This is a genomic window from Sphaerochaeta halotolerans (assembly GCF_003429665.1).
Classification (GTDB): Bacteria; Spirochaetota; Spirochaetia; order Sphaerochaetales; family Sphaerochaetaceae; genus Sphaerochaeta; species Sphaerochaeta halotolerans.
Map to the genome: position 1 here is coordinate 26,270 of NZ_QUWK01000006.1, position 25,617 is coordinate 51,886.

The window sequence follows — 25,617 nt, forward strand, 5'->3', positions numbered from 1 at the left end:
TCGTATGCTCTACGGTTGTACGCGCCTTATAGCGTGTGGCAGATGCAGGATTGAAAAGAACCGGTTGGACTCCCTTAGAGATCCTTTCTTTTTCCTTCCAGGGGATTTCGGTACTGAGATATCCTATCACTACCCGGCCCAAAGAAGTGTTGTATTCACCTATAACCCTCTCATGAAGTCGATAAGGATCCAGAATCTCCACAACATCCTAAGAGAGTCTACTCATAGTTCCTTCACTGGGAACCTTCGTAAGACCCAGCAGGTCTATCGGATTGCTATGCTCCTGCAACGAAAGCAATGCGTCTTTCATCGTGGCATGTCGGAAAAAGAGTTTCATCAACGGTAAGAAGGCTCTGCGCTGACTCATACAATTGAGTGAACAACAAGATGGTTCTCGTAATAAACAGTGCCTCATATCGTCATGTGAGAGGAAAGGGATTGTGGGGAGACTGAAGTTTGTGTGGTGTGATACATGCTATTTGTATCCTGTATGGTACACAAGTATTGGCAGACAGCTCTCAACAGTGGAAAAGTGAATGAGACGCCATTGGCATACCCTGCATATTTGTTCATGTCATGCAGGCTGAATTTCTATTTTAAAATTGGCTCTGCAGGATTTTTTATGCATTGGATACAGAAGCTCTGCTCCTCACCCACAACGAGAGGGATTCTCCCCCGCAAGGAAAGATTCCAAAACCTTCTGCATCTGTCTTGATATGTTCCCTTATATTGCCGGTACAATCTTCAAATTCAGTATCAGGAAGGCCTGTCTCCATGCTTTTACTACCTTCTTCTCCATTGCAAAGGACTACTGCCAGCGCCTTTTCTCCTGAATAAGACCAGCCAATGGTATTTGGATGATCGAAGTAATCGTGCTGTTCTCCCTCAAGATGTTCACTTCTCAACCTAAGCATGAGATCAAGCAAATGCTTGAATGAAGGCATTTCAATCACATGTTTTTCTCCATCTAAGCCATAATCCTCATACGTTGCACCTTCGTAATCTGCGATGAATACACAGGGATATCCTTCCCTTCTGAGCAGGATCAACGCATAGGCCAGGGGTTTGAACCAGGGCTCCACTACTGACTCAAGCGCTTGCAAAGCCTGCGAGTCATGGTTGGCTACAAATGTGATTGCATGCGCAGGGTCTTGCTCCACCAGGGTCCCGGAGAAAATAGAATCGAGGGGGAATTCCCTCCTTTCAATCCCTGCCTGATAAAATTTGAAATGCAACGGAACATCGAAGAGTGAAAGAGCACCCTTACTCTGCTCGATGTATGATTTGAGCTGTTCGATGTCTGGATCCCAGAATTCAGCAACTGCAAACAAATCACGGTTTGCATGGGAATGTATGGAAGCAAGCCACTCGGGAAAAAACCATGAAGGGATATGTTTCACTGCATCAATTCTAAAGCCATCGACCCCTGTGGTGTCCAGATACCATTTCCCCCACCGCGTAAGTTCTTCTCTTACTTCCTCCGCCCCGAAATCAAGGTCACAACCCATCAAGTAGTCGTAGTTTCCGAACTCAGCGGAAACATAGTCATCAAACTGCTTGCCTTCCAGTACGTAGATTCTCTGGTTATCCTCAGGATGTTCCTCCGCATGATCCACTGCATCAAAATGGTGCCACATCCACTGGAAATCCGAATAGGTAGAACCTCTGCCAGGAAAGGTAAAACGTGTATAAACCGTTACTTGCTCTTTAGATCCATTTGGCTCTGACCGATTATCTCTCGAATACGGGATTGCAAGGACCTGTTCTTTCTCATCAGCACCCATGCGATGGTTAAATACAATATCTGCATAGACAGCAAGTCCCTGGGAATGAATCGCATCAATGGCTTTGAGGTACTCTGTTTTGGTTCCATACTTGGTGGCAGTACTCCCCTTCTGGTCGAACTCTCCTAAATCGTAGAGGTCATACACCCCGTAACCGGTGTCATAGCCACCACCAGCTCCCTTGTATGCAGGAGGAAGCCAGATTGCTGTGAACCCTGCCTTTTTCAGCGATTCAGCCTGCTTAGCAAGCTTGTTCCAGAGGACACCACCGCCTTCACTACACCAATGGAAATATTGGAGCAATACTCCCCGTCTCTTTTGCATGGTCAGCTCCTATATTTACTTTGAATCAACAATATGCTTATGTTGCACAATATACAATGGTTTCATGTGGTTGTATGTCTGCATCCTCATGAACTTGAACAGGAAGGTACCCTTCCTTATGCTTTCAGTACTGTTTTCTTAAATCTCAGTGTACAGCATGGATGGCAGTTATCAATGAAAGGTATCAATACCTCAGGGCAAGAGCTGAACTCAGGAGGCGTTGCCTCCTTTTTCGCCCCAAGGGACGGGGTATCTCACCTTGCTTTCCCTGCACTCGCTTGGGAGAGGAACCAGCATGATGATTCCTTTCCTCTCGCTCCGTTGGAGAATGACCCCAAACGGATTTAGAGAGTTGGAAGCAAGGGTTTGATCTCAAAGAGTTTGTCATCATCCCAAAGCTCACAGGTCTTCTGGAGAGTCCAAAGCCGTGCCTCTTCCCCCCCCTTCCCCATTGGAGGTGATTGCCCAAGCGTCATAAGCAACAGGGTAGATGCTTCCAACCATGGTAGCTTGGTTACCATTAATCTCAAACTTACCCAACCCCTTCCCTGAGGCTACACTCCAGAAATGGCCATCATGCCAAGCAATGTCATTGCCGAGGGTGGTTGGCAAGGTAATTTCGGTAAAATTGGTAGGGTCATCGAAATCAATTCGATACAGCACAGATTGATCACGACTGGGCAGGAGAAGGTTCTCTCCATCATAGGTCAATCCCATGGTGCCACCATCATCTTCATCAGCATTGGGGATATCAATCCAATCATCTTCTGTTATCTCTATTTTAGTATCTTTAGTAATTACATCTGGTGGAGAAAATCGGTAAATCTTCTTCTCACTGAAATCATTAACGTAGAAGTACTCTCCATCATGGGTTAGTCCCCTGGGGTTAACAACCCAGTCTGTTCCCATCTTGGTCACTTCGGTGATGCCAGTGTCGTTGAAGGTAATTCTGATGAAATCCAAGCCCTCCCCATACTCCCCGTCGCCAATACTGAATCGCCAGAGATAGCCGTCGTAGTAGTGAAGAGCCCAACCGAAACCAAGACCGGTATCAGCTCCCATTGTTTGCGTAACCTCACGAGTAGAATCAATTGCATCATACACATAGAGGTACTCATCTCCCTCTGTAGCAGGACGATAACCAAGATCATAGTCAGTGGGAACGGTGTAATCGAAACTTAGACCAGCAGGTTCCGATGATACTTCAGTATTATTTGATTTAGTTATTTGAGTGATACTCTCATCAGTCGGTGACTCCCCATCAGGATCTTCCGTGTTCAGTATGGGCACATCTTCGACATCCCCGATTGCATAGAGGGTGTTCCCCTGAACCGTTACCTCAGAATCCATACCTGCAGTCAATGCATGTTTCTTATAGGTGTCAAACACATTACCTCGCACGGTTCCACCACTGTTTTCAAAGTGTACTCCTACATGACCATCCCTGAAGTAGTTGTTTTCTATGAGAACATTGGTATTAAATTGCTCAAGTGCAATCTCGTGATACCCATTCTGATACAGGGTGTTGTTGATAATCGTAGGAGAGGACTGCTCTGCATAGAGCCCCTCGGTATTATTCCATCGGATTACTGAGTTTGATATGGTAACAGCGGACTCAAACTGCTCTACTCCAATTTCTGCATACTCCACTACCGTATAATCCAGGATGGAGGTGTCGGTATTCATCAAGGTAATACCAAACCAATCTCCGTTTATGGCATATGGATACGTTTCCCGCTCGTAGTCTGCAGTGAAGAAGATTTGCTCAGCTGGGGTTCCTTCTGCAATCAAGGTACCACCTGCTACCTGGAGGCCACCTTTATCCAGATCGATATACCCACGGTCAAATTTGAATTTTACGATTGTCCCTGGCTCGATAGTAAGCGTTACACCTTCAGGTACCTCCACATAATTCACCTGTACCACTCCTGACCAAGTGGTATTTCCTGACAATGCTCCTTCCCAGATGGTTTGCTCAGGAACAGTATATGGAGTAGCAGAAATGGTCATAGTAAGCATTGCTGTTTCTTCAACATCTTCTCCAGCACAAACCTTTACCGTAAATGAATAAGCTCCCGGAGAACCGTTCGGATCATCTACATCACCAGCCACTGGTGCTGTGAAGTCTTCAGTAGTTATCTCAAAGGATACCTCATCATTATGTTCTAGCAGTTCCTGTACGAGTGCATTTGCTTTTGCTTTAGCCTCGTCCATATTCTCTACTTCAGCTTGAGAAGCAGAATATTGAGCTTCTTCTACAAGATGTGTTGCTCCTTCGATAACAGTTACAATCTGGATCGTTTTTTCCCCAATCACTCCAGAATCATCATTGGCTGCCACCTTCACTGTCACACTACCAACTTCTATGGGAGTAATAAGGCCACTTTGGTCGATAGTCGCACTACCGGTACCATTTTCTACCGACCAGGTGAGAGAATCATCTGTGGCTTTGGAGGGAGTTAACCACAGCATGCAGCTGAAGGGTCTCCCCTTCAACTACATAGGTAACATCACTGGATATGCTTATTTGCTCTACCGGAATTACCATGGGAGTTTCAGGACTACATGAGACCATGAACACCAAACACAATAGCTCTATTTGATTATTTGTGTTGAAATACTACAAAACAGTTGCCAAATGCAGTATAATTGAAGAATGAAGAAGCCAAAACTCAGCAAGGAAGCCCTTGAAGCCTACAAAGCGTTGATGAACCTTTCAGAAGAAGAACAAAAGCTCGTTTTTCGCAAGATTTCACAGCCTGAACCGGCAGAAACTGTCCAGGAACCACCCAAAGAGAAGGAGAATTGCCCCCATTGTGGAAGTTCCCATGTCAGCAGGTATGGGAAGACCCCAGCAGGTTACCAAAGGTTCATCTGTGTGGATTGCCGCAAGACTTTTGGAGTAAAGGAAAGACCTGTATGGATCGGGAGCCATTTTCCCAAGGAAGTCTGGATCGAGTACATGCGCCTCATGAATACGGGTGCGACACTCAAGGATCTGGCCGAGGCCTTGCACATCAACGTCACCACCGCATTCCATTGGAGGCACAAGATCCTCACAGCACTTAAGGATGGTAAGTCCGATGCTGTATTGGAGGAACATACGCAAGCCGATGAGACCTTCACATACCTGAATACCAAAGGCAACAAGAACGCCAGCAACAACTTGCATATGCACAAGCCCACTAACAGGGCCCCTGATTACAAGAGTGTCAGAAAATCCGGACATAGACATGGAAGGGGATCATGCAGCAGCACAAGAGGCTTGAACCAAGGTTTTGTATGCACTCCTCTAGCCATAGGGGGGAACGAGATTTGCTGGGGAAGACCCTCAAATATGGGTGCCCCCTCCTCAAGTGACCTTGATTCCGTGTATACCGGGCATCTTGGTGAGACTGTAATCCTGGTCACTGATGCATCTCGGGCTGCCGGGAAATATGCACAGGAGAAGGAGCTTCCCATCATCCAGCTGAAAAGCGCAACTGAATCCAGACAAGGCAAATATAACCTGCAGAAGGTCAACAAGTTGCATTCTGCCTTCAAGCAGGATTTGGCTAGATTCAACGGTGTGAGCACCAAGTACTTGGAAAACTATGCAAACCTGACCATTTTCAAGCAGGAGACCCCTAGCATCTCAGGCATAGCCAGGGCAACCCTGCTTGTTGAGAAGCTTAGCAATGTCCCCCGTGTAGCAAGATGGAAAGAACTGAGAAATATCGATTACCCTTCATTTGTCTATGAGGTGCTTGATATGAATGAGACATCAGAAAATGAGGTTTCAACATAACCTGTCAAATAGAGCCTTTAAAATTGGAGTATTATTATGACAACAGTTTCCAAACTGCAGATCAACTATCTCGACCATGTCGTAGGAATAACAGAAGGGCCACAATTTTCTTGGGCTATTGATACACCTTTTAGAAATTGTCGACAAAAACAGTATCAGATTCAGATTGCCGATGAACCTTCTTTCGCCTCCCCTCTCTTCGATACCGGCCTTGTTGAAAGCAACGATTCTGCACAGGTTCGAGTCCCAGGATTCACCCCAGAGGAAGGCATTAAGTACTGGGCTCGAGTTAAAGTAGTCACCGAAGCAGATGGCCAGGGAATCTCAACCACTCCTTTCAGTGGTAGTGCAACCATCCTTGGAGGTTTGAAGGATCCAGATTCGCTGAAGGAGCATTTCATTACTGCAGAGACTGAAGAGGATATCAAGCTCTCGAAAGGCACCTATCTTAGAAAAGCAATCTCACTGAAGAAAGAGGTGAAATCAGCAGTAATTTTCTCCACAGCACAGGGCGTATACCAGCTGCATCTCGATGGCAAGAAGGTATCTTGCGATGAACTTGCACCTGGGTGGACCAGCTATGACCATCGCCTGCTCTACCAAAGCTATGATGTCACGAATATGCTTTCCCCGGGCGAACACGTACTTGGTGTACATCTTGGGTCACTTTGGTATAAAGGCACCATCAGCTTCCTGATGATCCATAACTTCTATGGAGATTATGCATCGCTATCCCTGCGCATGGATGTCACCTATACTGATGGAAGCAAAGAGACGTTCTATACAGATGAAAGTTGGAAAGGCAGCTACAGTCCGGTCTTGAATTCACAACTGTATGATGGAGAGGCCTATGATGCATCCCTGGAACAGGAAGGTTGGGACAACCCAGAGTTCAATGATGATGCATGGAGAACTGCAAAAGCTGTTCCCTGTACATCAGAACATATTGAAGCACAGGAGGGTTCCCCTGTTGCTCTCCAGGAAATCATGGCCCCGACCCTCGCCTTCTACACTCCCAAGGGAGAGCGGGTGATTGACTTCGGACAGAACATGAGTGCCCTGCCGGAGATCAGGGGACAGGGCAAGGCTGGCGAAACCATAGTACTGAGATGCTTCGAGGTATTGGATAAGGACGGCAATGTCTACACCGACAACCTTCGTAGAGCGGAACAGAGAATCACCTACACCATCAAGGATGATAAACCGTTCGTCTATCGTCCCTACTTTACCTTTTTTGGATTTCGGTTCATCCATGTAGAATCGTTCCCTGGACGTGCAGACCTTGATAATTTCAAGGCTTACGTGATTCACTCCGACATGCCACAGACAGGTAGTTTTGCGTGTTCCAACCCGGATTTGAACCAACTGCAACACAATATCCTGTGGGGATTGAAGAGTAATTTTGTGGATGTCCCCACCGACTGCCCTCAGCGTGACGAGCGCCTTGGCTGGACAGGGGATGCACAGATTTTCTGCCAGACAGCAAGCTACAATGTAAACACCTATACCTTCTTCAAAAAATGGCTCAAGGACCTTGCCCTTGACCAGACCCAAGAAGGAGGCGTCCCCCATGTAGTCCCAGATGTACTGTACAAATACCCGTTTGACAACTGGTTGTTGAACCAAGGAACCCACTCAGCCACTGCGTGGGCTGATGCCGCAATCATCAATCCCTGGGTGCTCTATCTCACCTTTGGGGACACAGCCATTCTGGAGACTCAGTACGAGAGCATGAAGGGCTGGATTGATTTTATGAAAACCCATGCAAAGAACAACATCTGGAACTACAAGCTTCAGTTTGGAGATTGGGTCGCCTTGGATGCTGAGGAAGGAAGCTACTTTGGAGCCACTCCAAACGATTTGACCTGTACCGCGTACTATGCCTATTCCACCAGTCTTTTCGTAAAGATTGCAAGAATACTCGGGAAGGAAGCTGTCGCGAAGGAGTATGAAGCACTGTACAACAACATTGTGAAAACATTCCAAGAAACCTTCTTCAATACCGACGGAACAATGACAGCCCAGACACAGACTGCTCATATTCTTGCCCTACACTTCAACCTTGCTCCCAAGCAGTTCATTGCCAAGACGGTAGAGAATCTGAAGCAGTTGTTGGCCGAGCATGATGGACACTTGGTGACGGGTTTTGTCGGCACCCCGTACTTCTGTCATGCACTCTCTTCCAACGACTGCTTGGATGAAGCCTATGCGTTGTTACTCAAGGATGACTTCCCCTCTTGGCTGTACCAGGTAAAAAAAGGTGCCACAACCATATGGGAACACTGGGATGGTATCAAGCCTGATGGCTCGATGTGGAGCCCCGATATGAACTCATTCAACCACTACGCCTACGGCGCAATTGGAGAGTGGTTGTACCGGGTTGTTGCTGGTCTGAACATTGATGAGAACGAGCCAGGATACAAGCATACGGTTATCGCCCCGAGGATTGGAGGAAACCTCACATGGGTGGAAGCTGCATATCAATCGGTCTATGGTGAAGTCGGAATACGTTGGGAACGAGAGAGTAAATCAAACGTCATTACCTTGCAAGCAACGGTTCCGGCAAATACCACTGCCACCATCCGCCTCTTGGATGGAGCTTCCTTGGTTGATGGGGATGCTCTCACGTTTGCACAGCGTGATGACATCCTCGAGGCCGAAGCAGGTTCAGGCATGTACACGATTCGCTATACATTGAACTCATAATCTGATGCAGGTTTTCATAGTGAAACCATGAGTGTATCCAATCGATATGCTCATGGTTTTTACTGCAACAAGGCTGGATGATAGAGCGGATAACGCTCCGCCTGATACACCCGATACCCCGCATAGCTCGCAGGGTCAGGATCATTGAATGAGAACATCAGTACTTCCTTCGCCGGATTGTCAGCAGTAACCTCGATGACCTTTGCTGAGATTTTCATGTCATGCAGAGAGTTGTTCGCGAAATCAAAGAGCTCAACCGCATCCCCTTCCAGATTCTTGGTTATTCCCCCAAAACAAATCAGGCGATTCCCATTCTCCAGATAGTTTGCATCTCCGATGAACGGGGTGAAAGTACTGCTCCCGTTCTTTGTCCCATACTCCCAAACTTGTCGTACGGTCATGGAAGCCTCATCAATCTCATACTCAACTGCGCGAGAATAATTCTCAGAGGGGTCGAGTGGATCAGTACAAGATCGCTCATTGCCATTGTCATAGAGAAGTACCCTTCCTTGCTGCTCAGGATGCACCATAGGGGCATGCTGTCCCCATTGCCAGGCAAAAGGATCTCCCGCAAGGTACAGCAGGTAGGGCTGGAATGATTCATTCCAAAGCTCATGATTACCCAGGATCCACCGAAGGTCCCCACTCTTTCTATCTATCTCAGCTACCGTACTCTGGTCCCTTCCGCTGACAATGAAGCTGTCATCGCGGCTGTTATAATCGATTCCATTGAGATGGAGCCAGTCTGAAGGTTCCAAATTTCGTGGCAGAGGTGGACGATCCTTGTCGAGTATATCGCGAAAGTCCCAACCTTGGAGGTATTGGCCTGTCTCTCCATCGAGTTCCACCACCCCGTCCTCAAACGAAGAAGGGGCTGTACTCAAGGCCAGAATATTGCCGTTTTCCATGATCGACACATCGTGATGGAGGCCGTACATGAGCGGAGGAAGTGTCCGTATCGTTCTTCCCAACAGGTCAATCTCTACAAGGGAACTCCCTTCCTGAATCAAAAGGGTACCTTGCCCAGTCATTTTCATGACATGACCGATATCACCTTGGTAGAACCAACGCACAGCTCCATAGGAATCAACGGCACTGGGGAGTGCCCGGTAGTTTCCTTCTGCATCATAGTGACCTAGGTGTAAAAAAGTAAAACCTTCAGCAATCTGTTCTGGAAGCAAGCGTTCATATCCTATCTCAGGGAAGGTTTCTGGGAGTGGATCGGTCTTGATATGTACTGTCTCTTTGTAGAGCCTCCCGTCTTCCGCGACAAGATGGAATTCCACTTCATTCTCACTATCTGGATAGAGTGCGAGCATTGGAATTTCATGGTACGTCTCATAGCCAGCAAACGTGACAGGCAAGTCATCATGGTTTCTCCCTCGTATGATGAGGGACACTTGGGTTGCTTCCCTGGTCTCAATTACAGCCAAGGCACTTAGCGGGGATTTCTCAAAACGTGTAATAGCAATGGTGAATGGTCTTCTCACAAGAAAAACAAAGAGGAAGAGAACGATAAGAAGCATGAGACATGTAAGCATAATGAGACGACGTAACTGCTTATTCATGTCTTCCAGTGTACGCTGCCAGTAAAAATATGGAAAGAAGTCTTTTCCAACAGACAGGGACATTTCTTGTCTTCCTAATCTTAGGTTTGCTATACTGATTACCATGAAAGCAAATCGAACGACCATCCTTATCTTCTTTGTCATGGTGGCCATCTTGTCTGGCTTTGTAGTCATAGGGCCATTCGCTCAAGAATCAGCACTGTACCAGATAGCCAATATTACATTGGGCTCCGTGCTGATAAGCCTCTGTTTTTCACTACTCACTGAAGATTACTCCTGGACCGACCGCCTCTGGAGCACGCTCCCTGTTGTCTTCACATGGATCTATGCCTACAAAGCAGGCTTCTCCACCCCAGTGGTGGTTGCAGCCCTGCTTGCCACCCTTTGGGGAGCGAGACTGACGTTCAACTTCGCCCGACGTGGAGGATACAGAGGAGAAGAAGACTATCGTTGGAAAATTCTTAAACAGAAGATCGGGAACCCTGTTGGATGGTTCTTTTTCAATGTATTCTTCATCGCTTTCTATCAACAATTCCTGTTTATCGCATTCACCAGTCCGATCGGGATACTCCCCTCCTCAAATGCTCCATTCAGCCCCCTTTCCTTCATTGCAATCTTCTTGTTTATCTGTTTCTTGAGCATTGAGACGATAGCAGACCAACAGCAGTACACGTTCCAGCAGGCCAAGTACCAATTGCTTCCAAGAAAGGATACCCTTGAAGATGAGTATGCCCAGGGCTTCCGTAGTTCGGGACTCTTTACATACAGCCGGCACCCCAACTACTTTGGAGAATTAGGAGTGTGGTGGTCCATCTATCTGTTCTCAGTCTCTTTCCACGGCTCCTTGCTGCACTACACCATAGTAGGACCTCTCTTACTGACACTCCTGTTTATAGGTTCTACCATCTTCACTGAAAGTATCACTTCCTCGAAGTATCCTGCGTATGCAGCATACAAAGAGAAAGCAGGTGCAATTCTCTTTAGATTCTGGTAGCCCCATGCTACAGTGATTCAAAGGAGAATCAATAGATGAAAACAGTACTACTCATCATTGCTTTGCTTTTGGTTGTGCTCCTACTGCTCTCACTCACCTTATACAAACGGAATGCCCCGACAACAATACGTGAGGAAGAAGTGCCTATGACCGATATAGAACGATTTACCTACAAACCTCTTGATGATACGCTGAAGAACTCCCTTACCAGTGAAGAACGATCAATCATCGTAGGAAAGGCCACCGAACGGGCTTTTTCTGGGGAGTACACCGATACCAATGATTGGGGAACCTACTACTGCAAGTGGTGTGGCTCCCCCCTCTACAGCTCTGAAAGCAAGTTCCACTCCGGTTGTGGATGGCCCTCCTTCGATGAGGAGATTCCCCATGCGGTCATGCGGAAGACTGATGCTGATGGTATACGTACAGAAATACTGTGTGCTACGTGCGGCGGACATTTGGGACATGTTTTTGAAGGGGAACGCTTTACAGAAACCAATACACGGCACTGTGTAAATTCCCTTTCCCTGGTTTTCAAGGATGGGGCGCCTGTAGCTGAGGCAGTATATGCCGGAGGATGTTTCTGGGGAGTCGAACATTTGTTTGCCCAGAAGGATGGGGTGTACTCTGCAGTTTCTGGGTATACCGGGGGAAATGTAGAGAATCCAAGCTACCAGGATGTACTGACCCATACCACGGGTCACCTGGAAGCGGTCAAAGTACTCTATAATCCACTGGAAATCTCGTATGATGACCTTACAAAGTATTTCCTTGAGATCCACGACCCCACCCAGACAAATGGGCAGGGACCTGATATCGGGAACCAGTATCTTTCTGCCATATTCTACCGGTCACGACATGAGTTTGATGTGGCTGTACACCTTATTGAAATCCTTGAAGAGAAAGGGTTGCAGATTGCCACCACCCTCCGCCCGGCTGCTGTTTTCTACCCAGCGGAGGAGTATCATCAGGATTACTATGAGCGGAAGGGAACAGTTCCCTACTGCCACGCATATACCAAACGATTCTAATCGGTCAGCACATCGGCACTGATCGCACAGCTTGCAACTACGTAGGAGCCCTTTTTTAGGGGCTTCTCTAGTTGTTCTGGGGCAAAAACGAGATCAAGATGACCCATTTCCGTAGAGATGGTAGCTACTGTACACCCGGTATCCTTAAACCCATGCTTGCGATTCTGCACTCCGAGAACCGGACCACAAAGCAACATCATCTGCTCCTCCTGTGCAAAACGTTCTCTATTCTCTTCACTAAGACTCTCATCACGAGCCATGATGTAGTTGAAAGGAAGCAATTTTTTATCCTCAAGCCGGGCACCTTCTTCGGTAACCATCTCATACGCTTCCCTGCTGTCGAATACATCCAACGCCTGTGGGAACGCACATACCTGCAGGTCCAAGAGGGTATCCTCATCAATCTGCTCAAGGGTGGCTGCATGGACAAGAGTGGCAATGAAAGCACTCTTTTCAGAGCCATTGGTCATCAAGAGGGTGATTGAAAGTGGTTCACCCTTGCCAATCTGGACCAAAGGTTTTCCCGACCAAATGCAACGTCCGCTCATATGCATATCCAAACCAACAATCTGCAGGTCTTCATTATCTACAACTGTACGAAAGACGATGGTCAGCCCGCTGTCCAGCATCTTCGTATAATATGCTCCTTGGTGTGCTGAAATACGCTTGGCTTCATGAAACCATTGCATCAAGGGTTCCTGGTCGAGGGTCCCGTTTTTGCTGAGTAATTGCAATCCGGTATTTGCGAGATAGACAGCCATATACACCTCCTAGGGGGTGTAGTCTATCATGAATGCCACTTGCAGGAAACTAGCAGAATCACTAATCTGCTAACCATGAAACCAGAAACGCTACACAGACTCACGTTCAAACAAGGTTGCCAGGAGGGCTTTCCCATTTTTGTTGGGTATTTCCCTACTGCCATGGCCTTCGGCCTTGTCTGCAGAGATTTGGGGATGCGTATCTGGGAAGCGGTCCTTTTCTCGGTAACCAACTTTGCAGGCAGCGGACAATTTCTGGCAGCAAATCTCATCGGAGGGGGAGCCCTCCTCGCAGAACTGTTCATCAGTGTCTTGTTGGTGAACCTGCGTTACTCTTTCATGGGAGCCGAGCTGAACAGAAATCTCGAAAAAGGGATCAGGGGCTGGAGAAAGGCATTACTAGCCCATGGTACCACCGATGAAGTATTCAGTGTCGCGGTCCTGCATAGAGGGCCCATAAGCAAAGAATATCTGGCAGGGTTGGAGTTGACCGCCTACAGCGGATGGGTCAGCGGCACTGCCGTTGGATTTCTTGTTGGTATGATCCTCCCCCCTGCACTCCAACTTGCAGTTGGAGTAACCCTGTATGCCATGTTCAGTTCACTCCTGGCTCAAGAGTTCCATCAAAAAGGATTCATGGTTCTTGCAATTGTGGGAGTCTCTGCAACTTTGAACTCCTTCCTGATACTGCAATGTTCCCTGGCCATCGGCTGGTCCTTTGTCATCAGTATGCTTGCTGCAAGCTTCTTTGGTGCCTTGACAACCAGTGACAGTGAGGAAGTACTTTGATGAACACATTTCCCTTCCTCACACCCATCCTCATAAGTGCACTAGCTACCTTCCTGGTGAGAGCCCTCCCCTATTACGCATCATTCCTAGACCGGCTTCCCAGGTTTCTCTCTAAAAGCCTCCGTCTCCTACCCATTGCCGCGCTGGGGCCTCTGATCTTTCCCGGTGTCATCCTCGACTTCCAGGAACACTGGTATGCGGGGCTGATCGGTATCCTCTGTGCAGCATTCATTGCCTACCGGAAGAACAGTATAATCATCCCGATACTCCTGAGTATCTTGGTAACATATCTGCTGTTGCTCTAACTTGACGGAGCATGCTCCTTTTCCTAGGATTGTACCATGTTTGATGCACACCGCCATTTTGGCTCCAGCATGCAAGAGAACGCACTCTATGCCACCAGTAGCAGTGATGAGTGGGATGTATTATCCTCACTCAAGGATCCAGCGCTGGGCGGGGTTGGTGCACTTGCCGACAAGCCATTGCCGGAAATAAACGATCTGGAACGCATACTGAAAGCTCATCCTTCCCTCCAGATAGCTGAGGTAGGACTGGATAGAAGATTTCCTGATATTGAAAGACAGGAAGTATTTTTGAAAGATACCCTTACCCTGGGCTTTGAGCTGGGACGTAGTGTATCCTTGCACTGTGTGCATGAGCAGGGAAGAATGCTTTCCACTCTTCACTCGCTCCAGCCAGATCTCCCGCCTCTCATTTGGCATGGGTATACAGGAAGTTGGGAGACCGCACAAGAAGCAGCAAAGCTTGGAGTCATTCTCAGCTATGGGAGAAAGCTCTTTTTGAGCAAACTGGCAAGAGAAGGTGCAAGGTTGGTCACCATTCCCTATGCCTTGGAAACTGATTTTGAACAAGGGGATTATACCCAGATGCTCTGGGCTCAGGTAAAGGCATTCAGCTCACTGAGCGGGTGCACCCGGGAAGAACTGATAAGGAATAATGATGAGATCAGAACAATTCTTACGCATAACACGGCTACTCGGTGAGGAGCCGGTAGCACGCCTCCATGAGAAACATGTAGTCGTAGTCGGCTTGGGCGCAGTTGGGGGAATGGCATTGGAGTCATTGGTCAGAAGCGGTGTCGGCAACCTGAGAATCGTTGATTTCGATACGGTGGGGATTACCAATCTGAATCGACAGATCCTCGCTACCTATGAAACCTTGGGGAAACCCAAGACAGAGGTGGCTAAGGAGCGTATCCTCGCCATCAACCCAGCGTGTAATGTGGAAGTTCTTCCCCTCTTCGTCGAACACGAGACATTGGATGAAATTCTTTCTGGGCCCATCGATTTGGTGGTAGATGCCATCGATTCACTCAACCCAAAATGTGCTTTGCTGGAAGCAGCATATGCACACAACATCCCGGTAGTCAGCAGCATGGGAGCTGCACTGAGAAGAGATCCCTTCCTTGTCCGCAAGGCCGATCTGATGGATACCTTCGGGTGTCCACTTGCCCGTCAGGTGAGAACGAACCTGCGTAAGCGAGGGGTTGGACGCGGGATTGAAGTCATCTTCTCCCCAGAGCTGGTGAGGTATACCTATAAATCTCCGGAGGAAGAGGACCATGCTGATTTCAATGAACAAGTCAGCAACAAAGGCAGAAGGCGAAATGTGCTGGGTAGTTTGCCTACCATTACAGGAATATTTGGCCAGAATCTTGCCCACCTAGCCCTTACCCGACTCTTGGATGAGGAGATGCTCAGCGGAGAAGAAGCTTGGAATCCCCAGAAAAAACAAGCCTAGAGGAACTCCAAAGCCATAAAAGCTGAAGGAACTTCCACATTGGGTTCCAAGGTTCCTGTCTCATGTGCCAGCAGATAATACTTCTGGTCAGTCTGCTCAGCGCAGCTGTAGAAGTTTCCAAAGAGCGGGCCATCAGTATCAATTTTTAAGGCCTTTAGATCCAGATGCATCTCGACGCTCCAACGGCTTTGTGCATTGGAGTTCTCCAAGATTGTCACCGTAACCGGTATCGTCTCCAGGAGCGAAGAAGGAAGCAAAGTCCTCTCTCCTTCATTGCTGACCCACCATGAGCGAAGGGCTCCTGAGGCGCTGCATTGAAGGTGAAGATACTGCTCTGATTCCTTGCTCTTGAGCAAAAGCCCAACACAGGAGTCGTCACAGACTTCCAGGTTGTGCTCTTGCACCATCCGTCTAAGGAGTGGGGAGCGTAGCATATACCGTAGGGAAAGCGTATCCCCCTGTTTCGCGAGACGCAACGATCCTTCGGTCTTTTCATATGATCCCCAACAAGGAACAAGTGCAACGGGGAGACTTCTTTCAAGCATGCTTCCAACGGTGATTGTGGGTTGTGTTTCCATGGATGCCAGTATAAACGAGTGCATCATTCTCTCCAAGAGGAATCTGAAGCAATAAGGGTGGAGTTTCTTCTTCTCTGGTATCCCAACATAGGAGATTATCCATGAAATTGAAGATGCTCACAAAATCACTCATGATCTTTTTCGCCGTGGTGCTTTTGGCCACCGGATGCAAAGAGGAAGCACATGCAGAAACAACCGATTTGAGACTATTGCTAACCACAGAGCAATTCACATCGGAAAGAAGCCTGATACCTGAATCACAGAAGATGGTCATCACCGACTACCACCTCAGTGGTACTGGTCCCGCAGGACAGACATTCTCGGTGGATTCTGTGGAAAAAACTATTGCAATCGGGAATCTTATGATCGGTCGATGGACGATTGAGGCCATAGGCTACAATGCAGATGGGCTACCCCTTGTATCAGGAACCATTACCACACTGCTCAGCAAGGTCACAAGCACTGCCACACTTCATCTCACCGACCTTGTGGGAACGGGAACACTGGAAACATTGGTGACATGGGACCCAGATCAAGTTGCGGAGGACGTCTCCCTGCAAGTAGTATTGCAGGACCAACAGGGCAATACCATCGATTTGAATGTACCGGTATTGGACAGTGGCAACGGCGAAGTGCTTCTTGCATCCCCGCTGCAAAGTGGATCCTACTTGCTCCAGCTACGACTTTTCAGTCAGGATATGTTGGTAAGCGGAGCCACTGAGGCTATCCGGATTCTCTCAGACACCGTCAGTGATGGAACGGTGCATATGGTCATCGGAGATCTTTCCACCAATTTTGAGATCACGGTCATCAACGACACCATGTTACCCATCGAGGGGACCATAACCGCAACTCCTGCAAGCCCTGTTGCCGGAGATCAGGTAACATTGAACTATACACCAACAAATCTCCCAGAAGGAGTCTCATTGGGTGATTTGGAGATTGACTGGTATTGCGAAGGTTCCATTGCCCAGGAACAAAGCAACACCTATACCTCCATACCAGAGGCAGGAACACATCGTTATGATGTAGTTGTCCGTCATGAAAAACTGGGAAGCTTGGGCAACACCACCCTCTTGGTGACGATGCCCTATTGAGATCAGAGCGCATGAACTGCTGGAGAGAACCAAGAAGGTAAAGGTGTGGGACGAAGTGTTTCACTGTTGATTGAGGCCACCCGCACCTTGAGAACACAGAGCACCTCATCCCCCCGTTTCACTGTCTGGATGAAGGTGATGGAGAAGCGCTTCTCACTCTCGATTTCCGTACATACTTCCAAGAGATCATCCAGCCGCCCCGGTTTTTGATAGTCCACCGTGATTGATTTCACCACAAAGGCCATCTTGCCCAAGTCGATCATACTGCTCTGGGATCCATCGAGGTCCTGCTTCTGAGCCACTTCCCTGAGCAGTTCGGTGCGGGCATGTTCTGCAAAATCAAGATACCGAGCGTGGTAGACGATGCCACCACAATCAGTATCGCTGTAATACACCCGTATGTTGAATGAATGCATTAGACCTCCACAAGAGCCCCTTCGAAGCGAAGGGTTGCCACATAGTCATCATAGGTTTGTGCACGCCTGATCATCTTCACAGAACCATCTCCCATGAGCAGATACTCGCCGCTGCGCAACTTGGCATTATAGTTGAATCCCATGCTATGCCCGTGGGCGCCTGCATCATGGATTACCAAGACATCACCACGTTCCACCTTGGGCAACTCTCTGTCGATGGCAAACTTATCGTTGTTCTCACAAAGACTTCCAGTCACATCATAGAGGTGGTCATGAAAATTTTTTTCTTTCCCCACTACCGTAATGTGGTGATATGCTCCGTAGAGCGCAGGCCGCATCAAGTCAGCCATGGAAGCATCGATGCCTACATAATCCTTGTACTTCTTGGTGACATGCAATACCTTGCTTACCAGGTATCCGTATGGACCGGTGATCACCCGACCACATTCAAAGACTATCTGCAAAGGATCAAGACCAGACGGGACTATGATCTCATCATAGAGAGCTTTCATCCCATCGCTTACCATTTGCAGGTCCATCGCATCCTGGTCAGGACGGTAGGGAATCCCAATTCCACCACCCATATCGATGAATTCAATGGTGGCACCTGTTTCCTTTTTGATTCTCACTGCCAAATCGAAGAGCATCCTTGCCGTTTCAACAATATAGGAACCATCCAGTTCATTTGACGCAACCATGGTATGCAGGCCAAAATGTTTCACACCCTTGTCCTGCATGATCCGGTAACCCTCGACTATCTGGTCATCAGTTAAACCGTACTTTGCTTCCACTGGATTTCCGATGATTGCATTTCCGGTTCGGTTCTTTCCCGGGTTGTAACGGAAGCAGATGGTCTCTGGGACTGTACCGATAGCGTTCTCAAGCGTCTCAATATGGGTAATATCATCAAGGTTGATAATGGCTCCAAGCTCATAAGCGGCGCGGAACTCCTCCTCAGGGGTATCATTACTGGTGAACATGATTCTCTCCCCGGTTATCCCACTTGCCTTGCTGAGAAGCAACTCCGGGAGGGAGGAACAGTCACAGCCGAACCCTTCCTTTTCCAGAAGCTTAAGGATGGTGGGATTGGGGCACGCCTTCACTGCAAAGTAGTTTCGGAACCCAGGAGCCCATGAAAAGAGCTGATTAAATCGTCTGGCATTGTCCACGATGGCCTTCTCATCATAGAGATAGAAGGGAGTGGGAAGCTGGTAAGCAAGTTCCAGGAAATCGCCATGCCCCATGGGAAGCGTTTTTTCACTCATACCTGTAAGTTCTCCTCTATCTGGGCCATGGCTTTCATTACATTTTCCCGGTGTCCGTAGGAGGAAACTCGGACAAATGATGCACCTGCCGGCCCGAAACCTCCACCTGGGGTCACCACTACATGGCATTTGTCGAGCAGGATATCGAAAAACTCCCAGCTATCCATACCGTTCGGGGTTTTTGCCCAGATGTAAGGGCTATTGACACCACCGTACACCGTAAGGCCGATTTTCTCCAGTCCTTCCCTAATGATTCTGGCGTTCTCAAGGTAGTATTCCACCAGTGCACGGCTCTGGTCGTATCCATCACCCTCCAAGGCTGCAATGCCACCGCTTTGTGCAATATTGCTCGCTCCGTTGAAAAAGGTAGATTGTCTGCGATTCCACATGGAGTTCAAGAGGCCAGAGGGGGCATCCTCGCACTCCAACTCCTCGGGAACAATCGTCCAACCCAAGCGCACGCCGGTAAAACCGGAGAACTTGGAGAAACTATTGATCTCAATAGCGCAACGTTTTGCCCCCTCCACCTCATAGATGCTTCTTGGATAGCCTTCTTCGGTGATATATTCACTGTAGGCACTATCGAAGATGATAATGCTCTTATGCTTGATGGCATAGTCAACAAATGCCTTCAGCTGAGCATGGGTGGCAACTGCGCCGGTAGGATTGTTCGGACTGCAAAGGTAGATTAGATCAACCTTCTGCTCTGGAGGACTGGGAATGAACCCATTCTCTTCATTACTTGAGAGATAGACAAATCCGTCGTAGAGACCCATTTCCTTGTTGAATAGACCAGTTCTTCCTGCTACGACATTGCTGTCGACATACACCGGGTAGGCTGGGTCCTGGATAGCGACCACATTCTCAGAGGAGAAAAGATCCTGGATATTTGCCGCATCACTCTTGGCACCATCACTGATGAAAAACTCTGTACTTTTGAGTTCCACACCATAACGTTGATAGTAACGAACCAGGGCTTCCCGAAGCGCAGTATCGCCCTGTTCATCGCCATATCCTGAGTAGGTAGCACGATCAGAGAGCTTTTCAATTTTTTCTTTCATTGCATCACAGACTGCAGGAGGGAGGGCCTCGGTGGTATTCCCGATACCAAGACGGAGCACCTCTGCTCCTTGGTGGGATTCCTGCCATACCTTGGTCCTACGGGCTATCTCAGGAAAAAGATATCCACTCGCCAGCTTCTGGAAGTTCATATTAATTGTCGCCATATACTCTCTTATCTCCTTATGATTGCACCCAGTGCTTCGAGCTTATCCAATTCTTCATACAGGGCATTTCTGTGCTCTTCTCGTTCAAAGGTACACATGGGAAGCCTGAAAGACTCCTCGCACCAACCATAGCGGGCCATCGCCGTCTTGATGGGAATCGGATTGGTTTCAAGGAAACACGCCTGGAAGAATCCACTGAGCTGGGATTCCATCTCCCTTGCCTGCTCCCACTTCCCTTCGAGTGCAAGGTGAATCATCTTAGCAATATATCCAGGAGCGATATTCGATGCAACCGACACTACTCCGTCTCCACCACTCTCTATCAAGGGAATGGATAGTTTGTCATCTCCACTGAGCACATGGAACTTCCCATGCGTTGCATCAATGACGGAGCGCATCTGCTCAAGGCTCCCACTGGCTTCCTTTACCCCAACAATGTTGGAGCAAGCATCACTGAGTGCCTTCACTGTCTCTGTCTCGATGTTTACACCGGTTCTCCCCTTGATATTATAGAGGATGCATGGGATGTCTACACTGTCAGCAATAGCTTTGAAGTGATAGTACAACCCTTTCTGGGTTGGCTTGTTGTAGTATGGATTGACCAGCAGGACTGCATCTGCTCCCACCTGCTGTGCATGTCGTGAAAGTCTCACTGCCTCACTGGTTGCATTCGACCCAGTTCCAGCGATGACGGGAACCCTGCCATTGACGAACTTGACCGTCATTGCAATCATCTGGTCGTGTTCATCATGGCTGAGGGTTGGGCTCTCTCCGGTAGTACCGCAGGGGACCAAACCATTCACTCCACTGGTGATTTGCGCTTCAATGAGCTCTCCGAGACGTTCCTCGTCCAGATTGTCCTTCTTGGTAAATGGGGTAATCAGGGCAGTATGTACCCCTTTGAAATTAATGTCTTTCATTGTGTCTTCTCCACTGATAGATATACATCTTCGAGCATGTCATCAAGCGTAAAAAAACCTTTACGACCCGATGCGATCCAGGCTGCTGCCTGTACGGCTCCCACGGCAAATCCTTCCCGTGAGCGCGCCCTATGTGTCAATTCGATTGTGTCCTGCGGACTGTCAAAGTAGACCGTGTGGGTACCTGGAACCCATCCACCCCTGACTGACGCTAGGTGGATTGCCTCGTCCTCACGTTTGTGGTGCAGGGTCTCCTTTTCCACCAAGTGTTTGCTGGGATAGTTTTCCAGTACCAAGGATCCCAGCATCTCCGCAGTACCGGAGGGGCTGTCTGCCTTTTGTGCATGATGGATTTCTGTCAGGAATGGATCATAGAGACCACTTTTGGCAAAAAGCCTGGAGGCTTCCCTTACCACCTGCATGAAGAGAGCCACTCCCAGGGAATAGTTCCCACTATAGATGATGGCACCATCAGACTGTGCCACTATTTTCTGTAGTTCAGGTATCCTGTCATACCAGCCTGTAGTACCGATGACCGCAGGAATGCCAAGCTCTGCATACAGGATGATGTGGTCTACAACTACCGAGGGGTGGGTGAAATCGATGACGACCTCACACTCGCTCAAGTGTTCACTGCTGACCTGATTTGCCGTAACTTCACGCTCCTGGCAGATCGGGTCAATAACAGCGGCAATCGTATGTCCCCGTTTCAAGGCTTCAGAGTGGATGAGTTTTCCCATCTTCCCAAATCCAATAATACCTATGCGCATACACTCCTCCTGTGATGCAGGAAGAGTAGCAGAAAGTTACAAATATGTCCATAGTTTAACAGAATGTTTTTATTATAACAAAAATAACCCTATTTTCTCTTTTTATCGCGCTTTTTTCGCGCTTCGCTTGCTTTCAGGAAATCGGCGAAACTCCCTCCGCTGGAAGGTACATCCTCTACGATATGTTGCGACTGTACAGGTGGTTTCCACCCTCCCCGGTCCTGGTGCTCATCTCTATGTGGGCCACGGGAGACCAACTTGCTGGGCCGAACGACCTCGATAACTGTCTCCCATGTAAACTTGGGCCCTTGGTCATCAGGAAGAGAAAAGGACTGCATCGCAGGTTTCTTGACTGTTGTTTTCTTCAGTACCACACGTTTCTTGGTCCCGTCGGCAGGTACGCTTTTCGCCTTCACCACCACCTTCGCTGGTTTCTCCTTTCCAGGAACCATGACACGTTTCTTGATCTCCATTTCCTCATAGGAGCAGGAGAGCCGCTGACACAGAAAGTGGTTCTGTCCGATGTCGTCAACCACCTTCATCATGGGACCTTTACAGAAGGGGCACTGCTTGGCATCAGAGAAACGGGGTGAGAATATCTCGCTGCTCCTAACAACCTCATCAACCAGCTTTACGGCATGAGCCTTTATGTCCTCTATGAATCGATGGCTATCTTCCTTACCATCTGCGATGGCTCCAAGGCGTTGTTCCCAGAGCCCGGTCAGTTCAGGGGAGCACAGCTCCTCGGGTGCAAGACGAACCAGCTCTCTTCCCTTTGGAGTGGGGACCAACTCCTTGCCCTGGCGTTCCACATAGTGGTTCTGAATTAACTTCTCAATGATGTCTGCACGGGTTGCTGGAGTTCCGAGCCCTCCTCCCAACTGTTTCTTCAGCTTTGCATCCTCAACAAACCGGCCCGCATGTTCCATGGCAGAGAGCAGCGTTGCCTCTGTATAGCGAGCTGGAGCTGGTGTGGAAAGTCTTCTGAGTTTCACACTGGCGATGGTTAAGGGATCCCCCTCCTTCAAGGAAAGCAGGAAAGGGCTGGCATCCTCCTCATCAGTAAGCGAGGGCTGCGCACTGCGTTTGCCGATTATGCGTGCAACATCACGCCAACCCTGTTCCACCGGAAGGGTAAGCCGGGTCTTGAAACGCGACCCCTGCACTTCAGCAACCAGGGTGGTGGTACGATAGGTGTAATCGGGACTGAGTACCTCGAGGAACCGCAGAACGATCAACTCCCAGAGCACCCGCTCCCTCGCATTCAGTCGACCCAGGTCCACGCGTTGCTCGGTTGGGATGATGGCATGGTGGTCGCTCACTTTCAAATCCTGGACAAACCGCTCTTGGTCGACACGATACCCCTGCCTCCGGTAGGAGATGGCAAGACTGCCAAACGGGGTTGCATCGAGGGCTTGCAGCCGCTTGTCCAGTGTGGATACGATATCGCTGGTGATATAGCGGCTGTCAGTTCTTGGATAGGTAACAATCTTGTGCTGCTCATAGAGTGACTGTAGGGTATCGAGGGTCTCTTTCGCACTAAAATCGAGAAGGTTGTTTGCGTCCCGTTGCAGTTCAGTCAGGTCATAGGCAAGGGGAGGTTGTTCAATGCGTTCAACGGTCTCCAAGGAGACAACCTGTCCAGTCTTTCCTACAAGTTCCTCCTCTTTCTGCTTGGCAACCTGCTCATCAGCAATTCTGATGGAGTCCTCGGTGGGGTAATAGGAAGCAGTAAAATCGGTGAAGTCAGCCTTGAGTGTCCAGTAGAACTGGCCACTGAACGCCTCTATCTCATCCTCTTTCTGGGTCATCAAGGCAAGGGTTGGGGTTTGCACCCGCCCTGCTGAGAGCTTTGCATCATAATGGCAGGTCAATGCTCTGGTAACGTTCATCCCGATATACCAGTCAGCAGCAGCACGACTTTCTGCCGCTGCATACAAGTCGTCATAGAGTTTTGCATCCTTGAGATTGCTGAATCCTTCCTTGATGGCACCTTCGGTCTGGCTGCTGATCCACAGTCGTTTGGCCTTCCCTTCATAGCCTGCAAGCTTCATGATCCACCGAGCAACCAATTCACCCTCTCTTCCTGCATCAGTTGCTATGATTACAGAATCAACATCCTTACGCTGGATGAGCTGTTTGACCACAGAAAACTGTTCCTTGCTCTGTTCAATCACTTCCTGCTTCAGTACAGGTGGCAACATAGGGAGGTCCTTCAGCGACCATCTTCTGTAGCGGTCACTGTAGGCAGCGGGTTGGGCAAGCTCCACCAGATGGCCAAGAGCCCAGGTTACGATGTAATCGTCCCCTTCTCGGTAACCCTTTTCTGATTTCCAGCAGTGTAACACCCGCCCCAGTTCCCTTCCGACACTCGGTTTCTCCGCCAATACCAGTTGTTTCAAGATTCACTCCTCCACGAGGCTGACTATATATCCAAGACATGCCTCTTTGCAAGGGAAACTCGGTTTCTGGTTTTTGTCATTCACAATATTTGCTAGTAACAACCATTTGACAGGATGCTCTTTTTTAGCTATGGTTCTGGAATCACACTACACTGCATTATCAAGGAAAAAACCACCATGGCATTTGACTTCGCATCATTTTTTGGATTGAAACAGGCTGGTCCCAAAGAACCAAAAGTATTGACCGTACTAACCCACAAATGTCCGCAGAACCACCGCTGCCCTGCGGTAGGAGTTTGCCCATCCGGTGCATTGACCCAGAAAGGGGTAGCTGCTCCAAAAGTAGATAAAAGGAAATGTACAGATTGCGGAAAATGCACTCGTTACTGTTTTCCCGGAGCTCTTAAGATGAAACGGAAGGAGGGTGTATGACAAAGAAATCCAGAGGATTGCTTCCAGGCTTATTCATCATAACCCTCGCCTATTTTGCCTTGGGTTTTGTTTCCATACTCTTTGCCAATCTTGCAATCCTTTGCATGGCCCTTCCTTTCATTCTGCTCTCGAGAGCCAAGAAGAAAGTGTGGTGCCAGCGCTATTGCCCTCGGGCAAGCTATCTCAACCAAATAGGGAAAAAACACAACCGGAAAAACAACCCTCGAATCATCACCAGTGGCAAGGCAAGGTACTACATGCTTTGGTACTTTGGCTTGAACCTGTTGTTCATCACTGGTTCTACGACCCAAATAGCCATGGGGAACATGGAAGCAATGCCCTATATCCGTCTATTCATTGCCATCCCACTGGTTCCTCTTCCACAAGTATTGCAGGTAGCAGTACCACCGTTTCTCCTGCATCTTTCCTACCGATTGTACTCCATGATGCTCAGCACCACGATTCTTGCCAGTATCCTGGCACTCATCTATCGGCCTCGAATCTGGTGTGCCATCTGCCCAATCGGAACACTCTCGGGTAAGGCATTATCATGGATGAAAGAATGAAAGGTATTAACTCCAGTATTACGTTGGAGTTACTTGATAACATAAGTGTTTTTGCAATTTGTAAGATTACTATAACTTGTAACCCATAGAAGAATATCGCGGCATAAGCATAGCTATCAGTACATATACCTCACATTCCTTGACTTGAATACCAAGATAGGTATATAGTCAGAAATAACGAAAACGAAGTAAGGAGTCACTATCATGGCTTACAAAATCACCGATGCATGTACTGCATGTGGAACGTGTCTGCCGGAATGTCCTACCGATGCGATTTCTGAAGGCGATATCTATGTAATTGATGCAGATGCATGCATCGATTGCGGGGTTTGCGCTGACGTATGCCCTTCTGATGCTATCTTTCAGGAGTAGGACAACAACTAAGATTGAGAGACAGCGTACGTAGCTGTCTCTTTTTTTTTACAATATTAAGAAGGAAC

25 protein-coding genes are annotated in these 25,617 nt (G+C 48.4%); 13 read left to right on the forward strand and 12 right to left on the reverse strand.

What is annotated here, in order from left to right; translation table 11 throughout:
* Positions 1–208: 208 nt before the first annotated feature.
* Entirely contained in the window at positions 209–367 is a 159-nt protein-coding gene (locus tag DYP60_RS14195; protein WP_165849523.1) for a hypothetical protein, read from the reverse strand.
* A 253-nt stretch (positions 368–620) separates the two neighbouring features.
* The gene (locus DYP60_RS06530; RefSeq protein ID WP_117330091.1) at positions 621–2,108 is read right to left on the reverse strand and encodes an alpha-amylase; all 1,488 of its coding nucleotides are present in this window, start codon (positions 2,106–2,108) and stop codon (positions 621–623) included.
* Between the two features lie 174 nt (positions 2,109–2,282).
* Between DYP60_RS06530 and DYP60_RS14200 the strand changes: the two genes are divergently transcribed.
* On the forward strand, positions 2,283–2,456 hold the full coding sequence (locus tag DYP60_RS14200) for a hypothetical protein (RefSeq protein WP_165849524.1): 174 nt from the start codon (positions 2,283–2,285) through the stop codon (positions 2,454–2,456).
* A gap of 51 nt (positions 2,457–2,507) precedes the next feature.
* Here DYP60_RS14200 and DYP60_RS06540 read toward each other — a convergent pair whose 3' ends face one another.
* Positions 2,508–4,580: a right-handed parallel beta-helix repeat-containing protein gene (locus DYP60_RS06540; RefSeq protein WP_117330093.1), complete on the reverse strand. Its 2,073-nt coding sequence runs from the start codon at positions 4,578–4,580 to the stop codon at positions 2,508–2,510.
* Between the two features lie 184 nt (positions 4,581–4,764).
* On the opposite strand from DYP60_RS06540, the gene DYP60_RS06545 reads away from it, so the two are divergent.
* Positions 4,765–5,895, forward strand: coding sequence for an IS1595 family transposase (locus DYP60_RS06545; RefSeq protein ID WP_117330094.1), 1,131 nt, complete (start codon positions 4,765–4,767; stop codon positions 5,893–5,895).
* A 36-nt stretch (positions 5,896–5,931) separates the two neighbouring features.
* Complete coding sequence (locus DYP60_RS06550; RefSeq protein ID WP_117330095.1) at positions 5,932–8,601, forward strand: alpha-L-rhamnosidase; 2,670 nt, start codon at positions 5,932–5,934, stop codon at positions 8,599–8,601.
* 59 nt (positions 8,602–8,660) lie between these two features.
* Here the strand turns inward: DYP60_RS06550 and DYP60_RS06555 are convergent, their stop codons facing one another.
* On the reverse strand, positions 8,661–10,169 hold the full coding sequence (locus DYP60_RS06555; protein ID WP_165849525.1) for an aryl-sulfate sulfotransferase: 1,509 nt from the start codon (positions 10,167–10,169) through the stop codon (positions 8,661–8,663).
* 103 nt (positions 10,170–10,272) lie between these two features.
* On the opposite strand from DYP60_RS06555, the gene DYP60_RS06560 reads away from it, so the two are divergent.
* Positions 10,273–11,163: a DUF1295 domain-containing protein gene (locus tag DYP60_RS06560; protein WP_117330097.1), complete on the forward strand. Its 891-nt coding sequence runs from the start codon at positions 10,273–10,275 to the stop codon at positions 11,161–11,163.
* 35 nt (positions 11,164–11,198) lie between these two features.
* Positions 11,199–12,194 carry a bifunctional methionine sulfoxide reductase B/A protein gene (locus DYP60_RS06565; protein ID WP_117330098.1) on the forward strand — a complete coding sequence of 332 codons (996 nt, stop codon included), beginning with the start codon at positions 11,199–11,201 and terminating at the stop codon, positions 12,192–12,194.
* Here DYP60_RS06565 and DYP60_RS06570 read toward each other — a convergent pair.
* Positions 12,191–12,955 carry a hypothetical protein gene (locus tag DYP60_RS06570; protein ID WP_117330099.1) on the reverse strand — a complete coding sequence of 255 codons (765 nt, stop codon included), beginning with the start codon at positions 12,953–12,955 and terminating at the stop codon, positions 12,191–12,193. The genes DYP60_RS06565 and DYP60_RS06570 overlap by 4 nt on opposite strands.
* 75 nt (positions 12,956–13,030) lie before the next feature.
* On the opposite strand from DYP60_RS06570, the gene DYP60_RS06575 reads away from it, so the two are divergent.
* The 4 genes from DYP60_RS06575 to DYP60_RS06590 are packed head-to-tail and all read left to right on the forward strand — an operon-like array spanning position 13,031 to position 15,505.
* A complete protein-coding gene (locus DYP60_RS06575) occupies positions 13,031–13,744 on the forward strand; it encodes an AzlC family ABC transporter permease (protein WP_117330100.1) in 714 nt (237 codons plus the stop codon).
* Entirely contained in the window at positions 13,744–14,049 is a 306-nt protein-coding gene (locus DYP60_RS06580; RefSeq protein ID WP_240622835.1) for an AzlD domain-containing protein, read from the forward strand. The genes DYP60_RS06575 and DYP60_RS06580 overlap by 1 nt, the downstream gene beginning before the upstream one ends.
* A 36-nt stretch (positions 14,050–14,085) precedes the next feature.
* Complete coding sequence (locus DYP60_RS06585; RefSeq protein ID WP_117330102.1) at positions 14,086–14,748, forward strand: TatD family hydrolase; 663 nt, start codon at positions 14,086–14,088, stop codon at positions 14,746–14,748.
* Positions 14,705–15,505 carry a tRNA threonylcarbamoyladenosine dehydratase gene (locus DYP60_RS06590; RefSeq protein WP_117330103.1) on the forward strand — a complete coding sequence of 267 codons (801 nt, stop codon included), beginning with the start codon at positions 14,705–14,707 and terminating at the stop codon, positions 15,503–15,505. Before DYP60_RS06585 ends, DYP60_RS06590 begins: the two co-directional genes overlap by 44 nt.
* On the opposite strand, the gene DYP60_RS06595 is transcribed toward DYP60_RS06590, so the two are convergent.
* The gene (locus DYP60_RS06595; protein ID WP_165849526.1) at positions 15,502–16,083 is read right to left on the reverse strand and encodes a carbohydrate-binding family 9-like protein; all 582 of its coding nucleotides are present in this window, start codon (positions 16,081–16,083) and stop codon (positions 15,502–15,504) included. The genes DYP60_RS06590 and DYP60_RS06595 overlap by 4 nt on opposite strands.
* 101 nt (positions 16,084–16,184) lie before the next feature.
* On the opposite strand from DYP60_RS06595, the gene DYP60_RS06600 reads away from it, so the two are divergent.
* Positions 16,185–17,180 carry a hypothetical protein gene (locus DYP60_RS06600; protein ID WP_117330105.1) on the forward strand — a complete coding sequence of 332 codons (996 nt, stop codon included), beginning with the start codon at positions 16,185–16,187 and terminating at the stop codon, positions 17,178–17,180.
* A gap of 2 nt (positions 17,181–17,182) precedes the next feature.
* On the opposite strand, the gene DYP60_RS06605 is transcribed toward DYP60_RS06600, so the two are convergent.
* From DYP60_RS06605 to DYP60_RS06630, 6 genes are all read right to left on the reverse strand, one after another.
* Complete coding sequence (locus DYP60_RS06605; RefSeq protein ID WP_117330106.1) at positions 17,183–17,596, reverse strand: YbgC/FadM family acyl-CoA thioesterase; 414 nt, start codon at positions 17,594–17,596, stop codon at positions 17,183–17,185.
* On the reverse strand, positions 17,596–18,861 hold the full coding sequence (lysA, locus tag DYP60_RS06610) for a diaminopimelate decarboxylase (protein WP_117330107.1): 1,266 nt from the start codon (positions 18,859–18,861) through the stop codon (positions 17,596–17,598). Before lysA ends, DYP60_RS06605 begins: the two co-directional genes overlap by 1 nt.
* Positions 18,858–20,087 carry an LL-diaminopimelate aminotransferase gene (locus DYP60_RS06615; protein ID WP_117330108.1) on the reverse strand — a complete coding sequence of 410 codons (1,230 nt, stop codon included), beginning with the start codon at positions 20,085–20,087 and terminating at the stop codon, positions 18,858–18,860. The genes lysA and DYP60_RS06615 overlap by 4 nt, the downstream gene beginning before the upstream one ends.
* Positions 20,088–20,095: 8 nt before the next feature.
* A complete protein-coding gene (gene dapA, locus DYP60_RS06620; protein ID WP_117330109.1) occupies positions 20,096–21,007 on the reverse strand; it encodes a 4-hydroxy-tetrahydrodipicolinate synthase in 912 nt (303 codons plus the stop codon).
* Positions 21,004–21,777, reverse strand: coding sequence for a 4-hydroxy-tetrahydrodipicolinate reductase (dapB, locus tag DYP60_RS06625; RefSeq protein ID WP_117330110.1), 774 nt, complete (start codon positions 21,775–21,777; stop codon positions 21,004–21,006). The genes dapA and dapB overlap by 4 nt, the downstream gene beginning before the upstream one ends.
* Before the next feature lie 89 nt (positions 21,778–21,866).
* Positions 21,867–24,179 (reverse strand): DNA topoisomerase 3, encoded by a 2,313-nt coding sequence (locus DYP60_RS06630; protein WP_117330111.1) that lies wholly within the window; start codon positions 24,177–24,179, stop codon positions 21,867–21,869.
* Positions 24,180–24,356: 177 nt separating this feature from the next.
* Here DYP60_RS06630 and DYP60_RS06635 point away from each other — a divergent pair, with 177 nt between their 5' ends.
* The 3 genes from DYP60_RS06635 to DYP60_RS06645 all read left to right on the forward strand — a co-directional run bounded on the left by DYP60_RS06635 (position 24,357) and on the right by DYP60_RS06645 (position 25,549).
* Complete coding sequence (locus DYP60_RS06635) at positions 24,357–24,611, forward strand: 4Fe-4S binding protein (RefSeq protein ID WP_117330112.1); 255 nt, start codon at positions 24,357–24,359, stop codon at positions 24,609–24,611.
* A complete protein-coding gene (locus DYP60_RS06640) occupies positions 24,608–25,177 on the forward strand; it encodes a 4Fe-4S binding protein (protein WP_117330113.1) in 570 nt (189 codons plus the stop codon). The genes DYP60_RS06635 and DYP60_RS06640 overlap by 4 nt, the downstream gene beginning before the upstream one ends.
* Positions 25,178–25,381: 204 nt before the next feature.
* Positions 25,382–25,549 carry a DUF362 domain-containing protein gene (locus DYP60_RS06645; RefSeq protein WP_117330114.1) on the forward strand — a complete coding sequence of 56 codons (168 nt, stop codon included), beginning with the start codon at positions 25,382–25,384 and terminating at the stop codon, positions 25,547–25,549.
* The last annotated feature ends 68 nt before the right edge of the window (positions 25,550–25,617 follow it).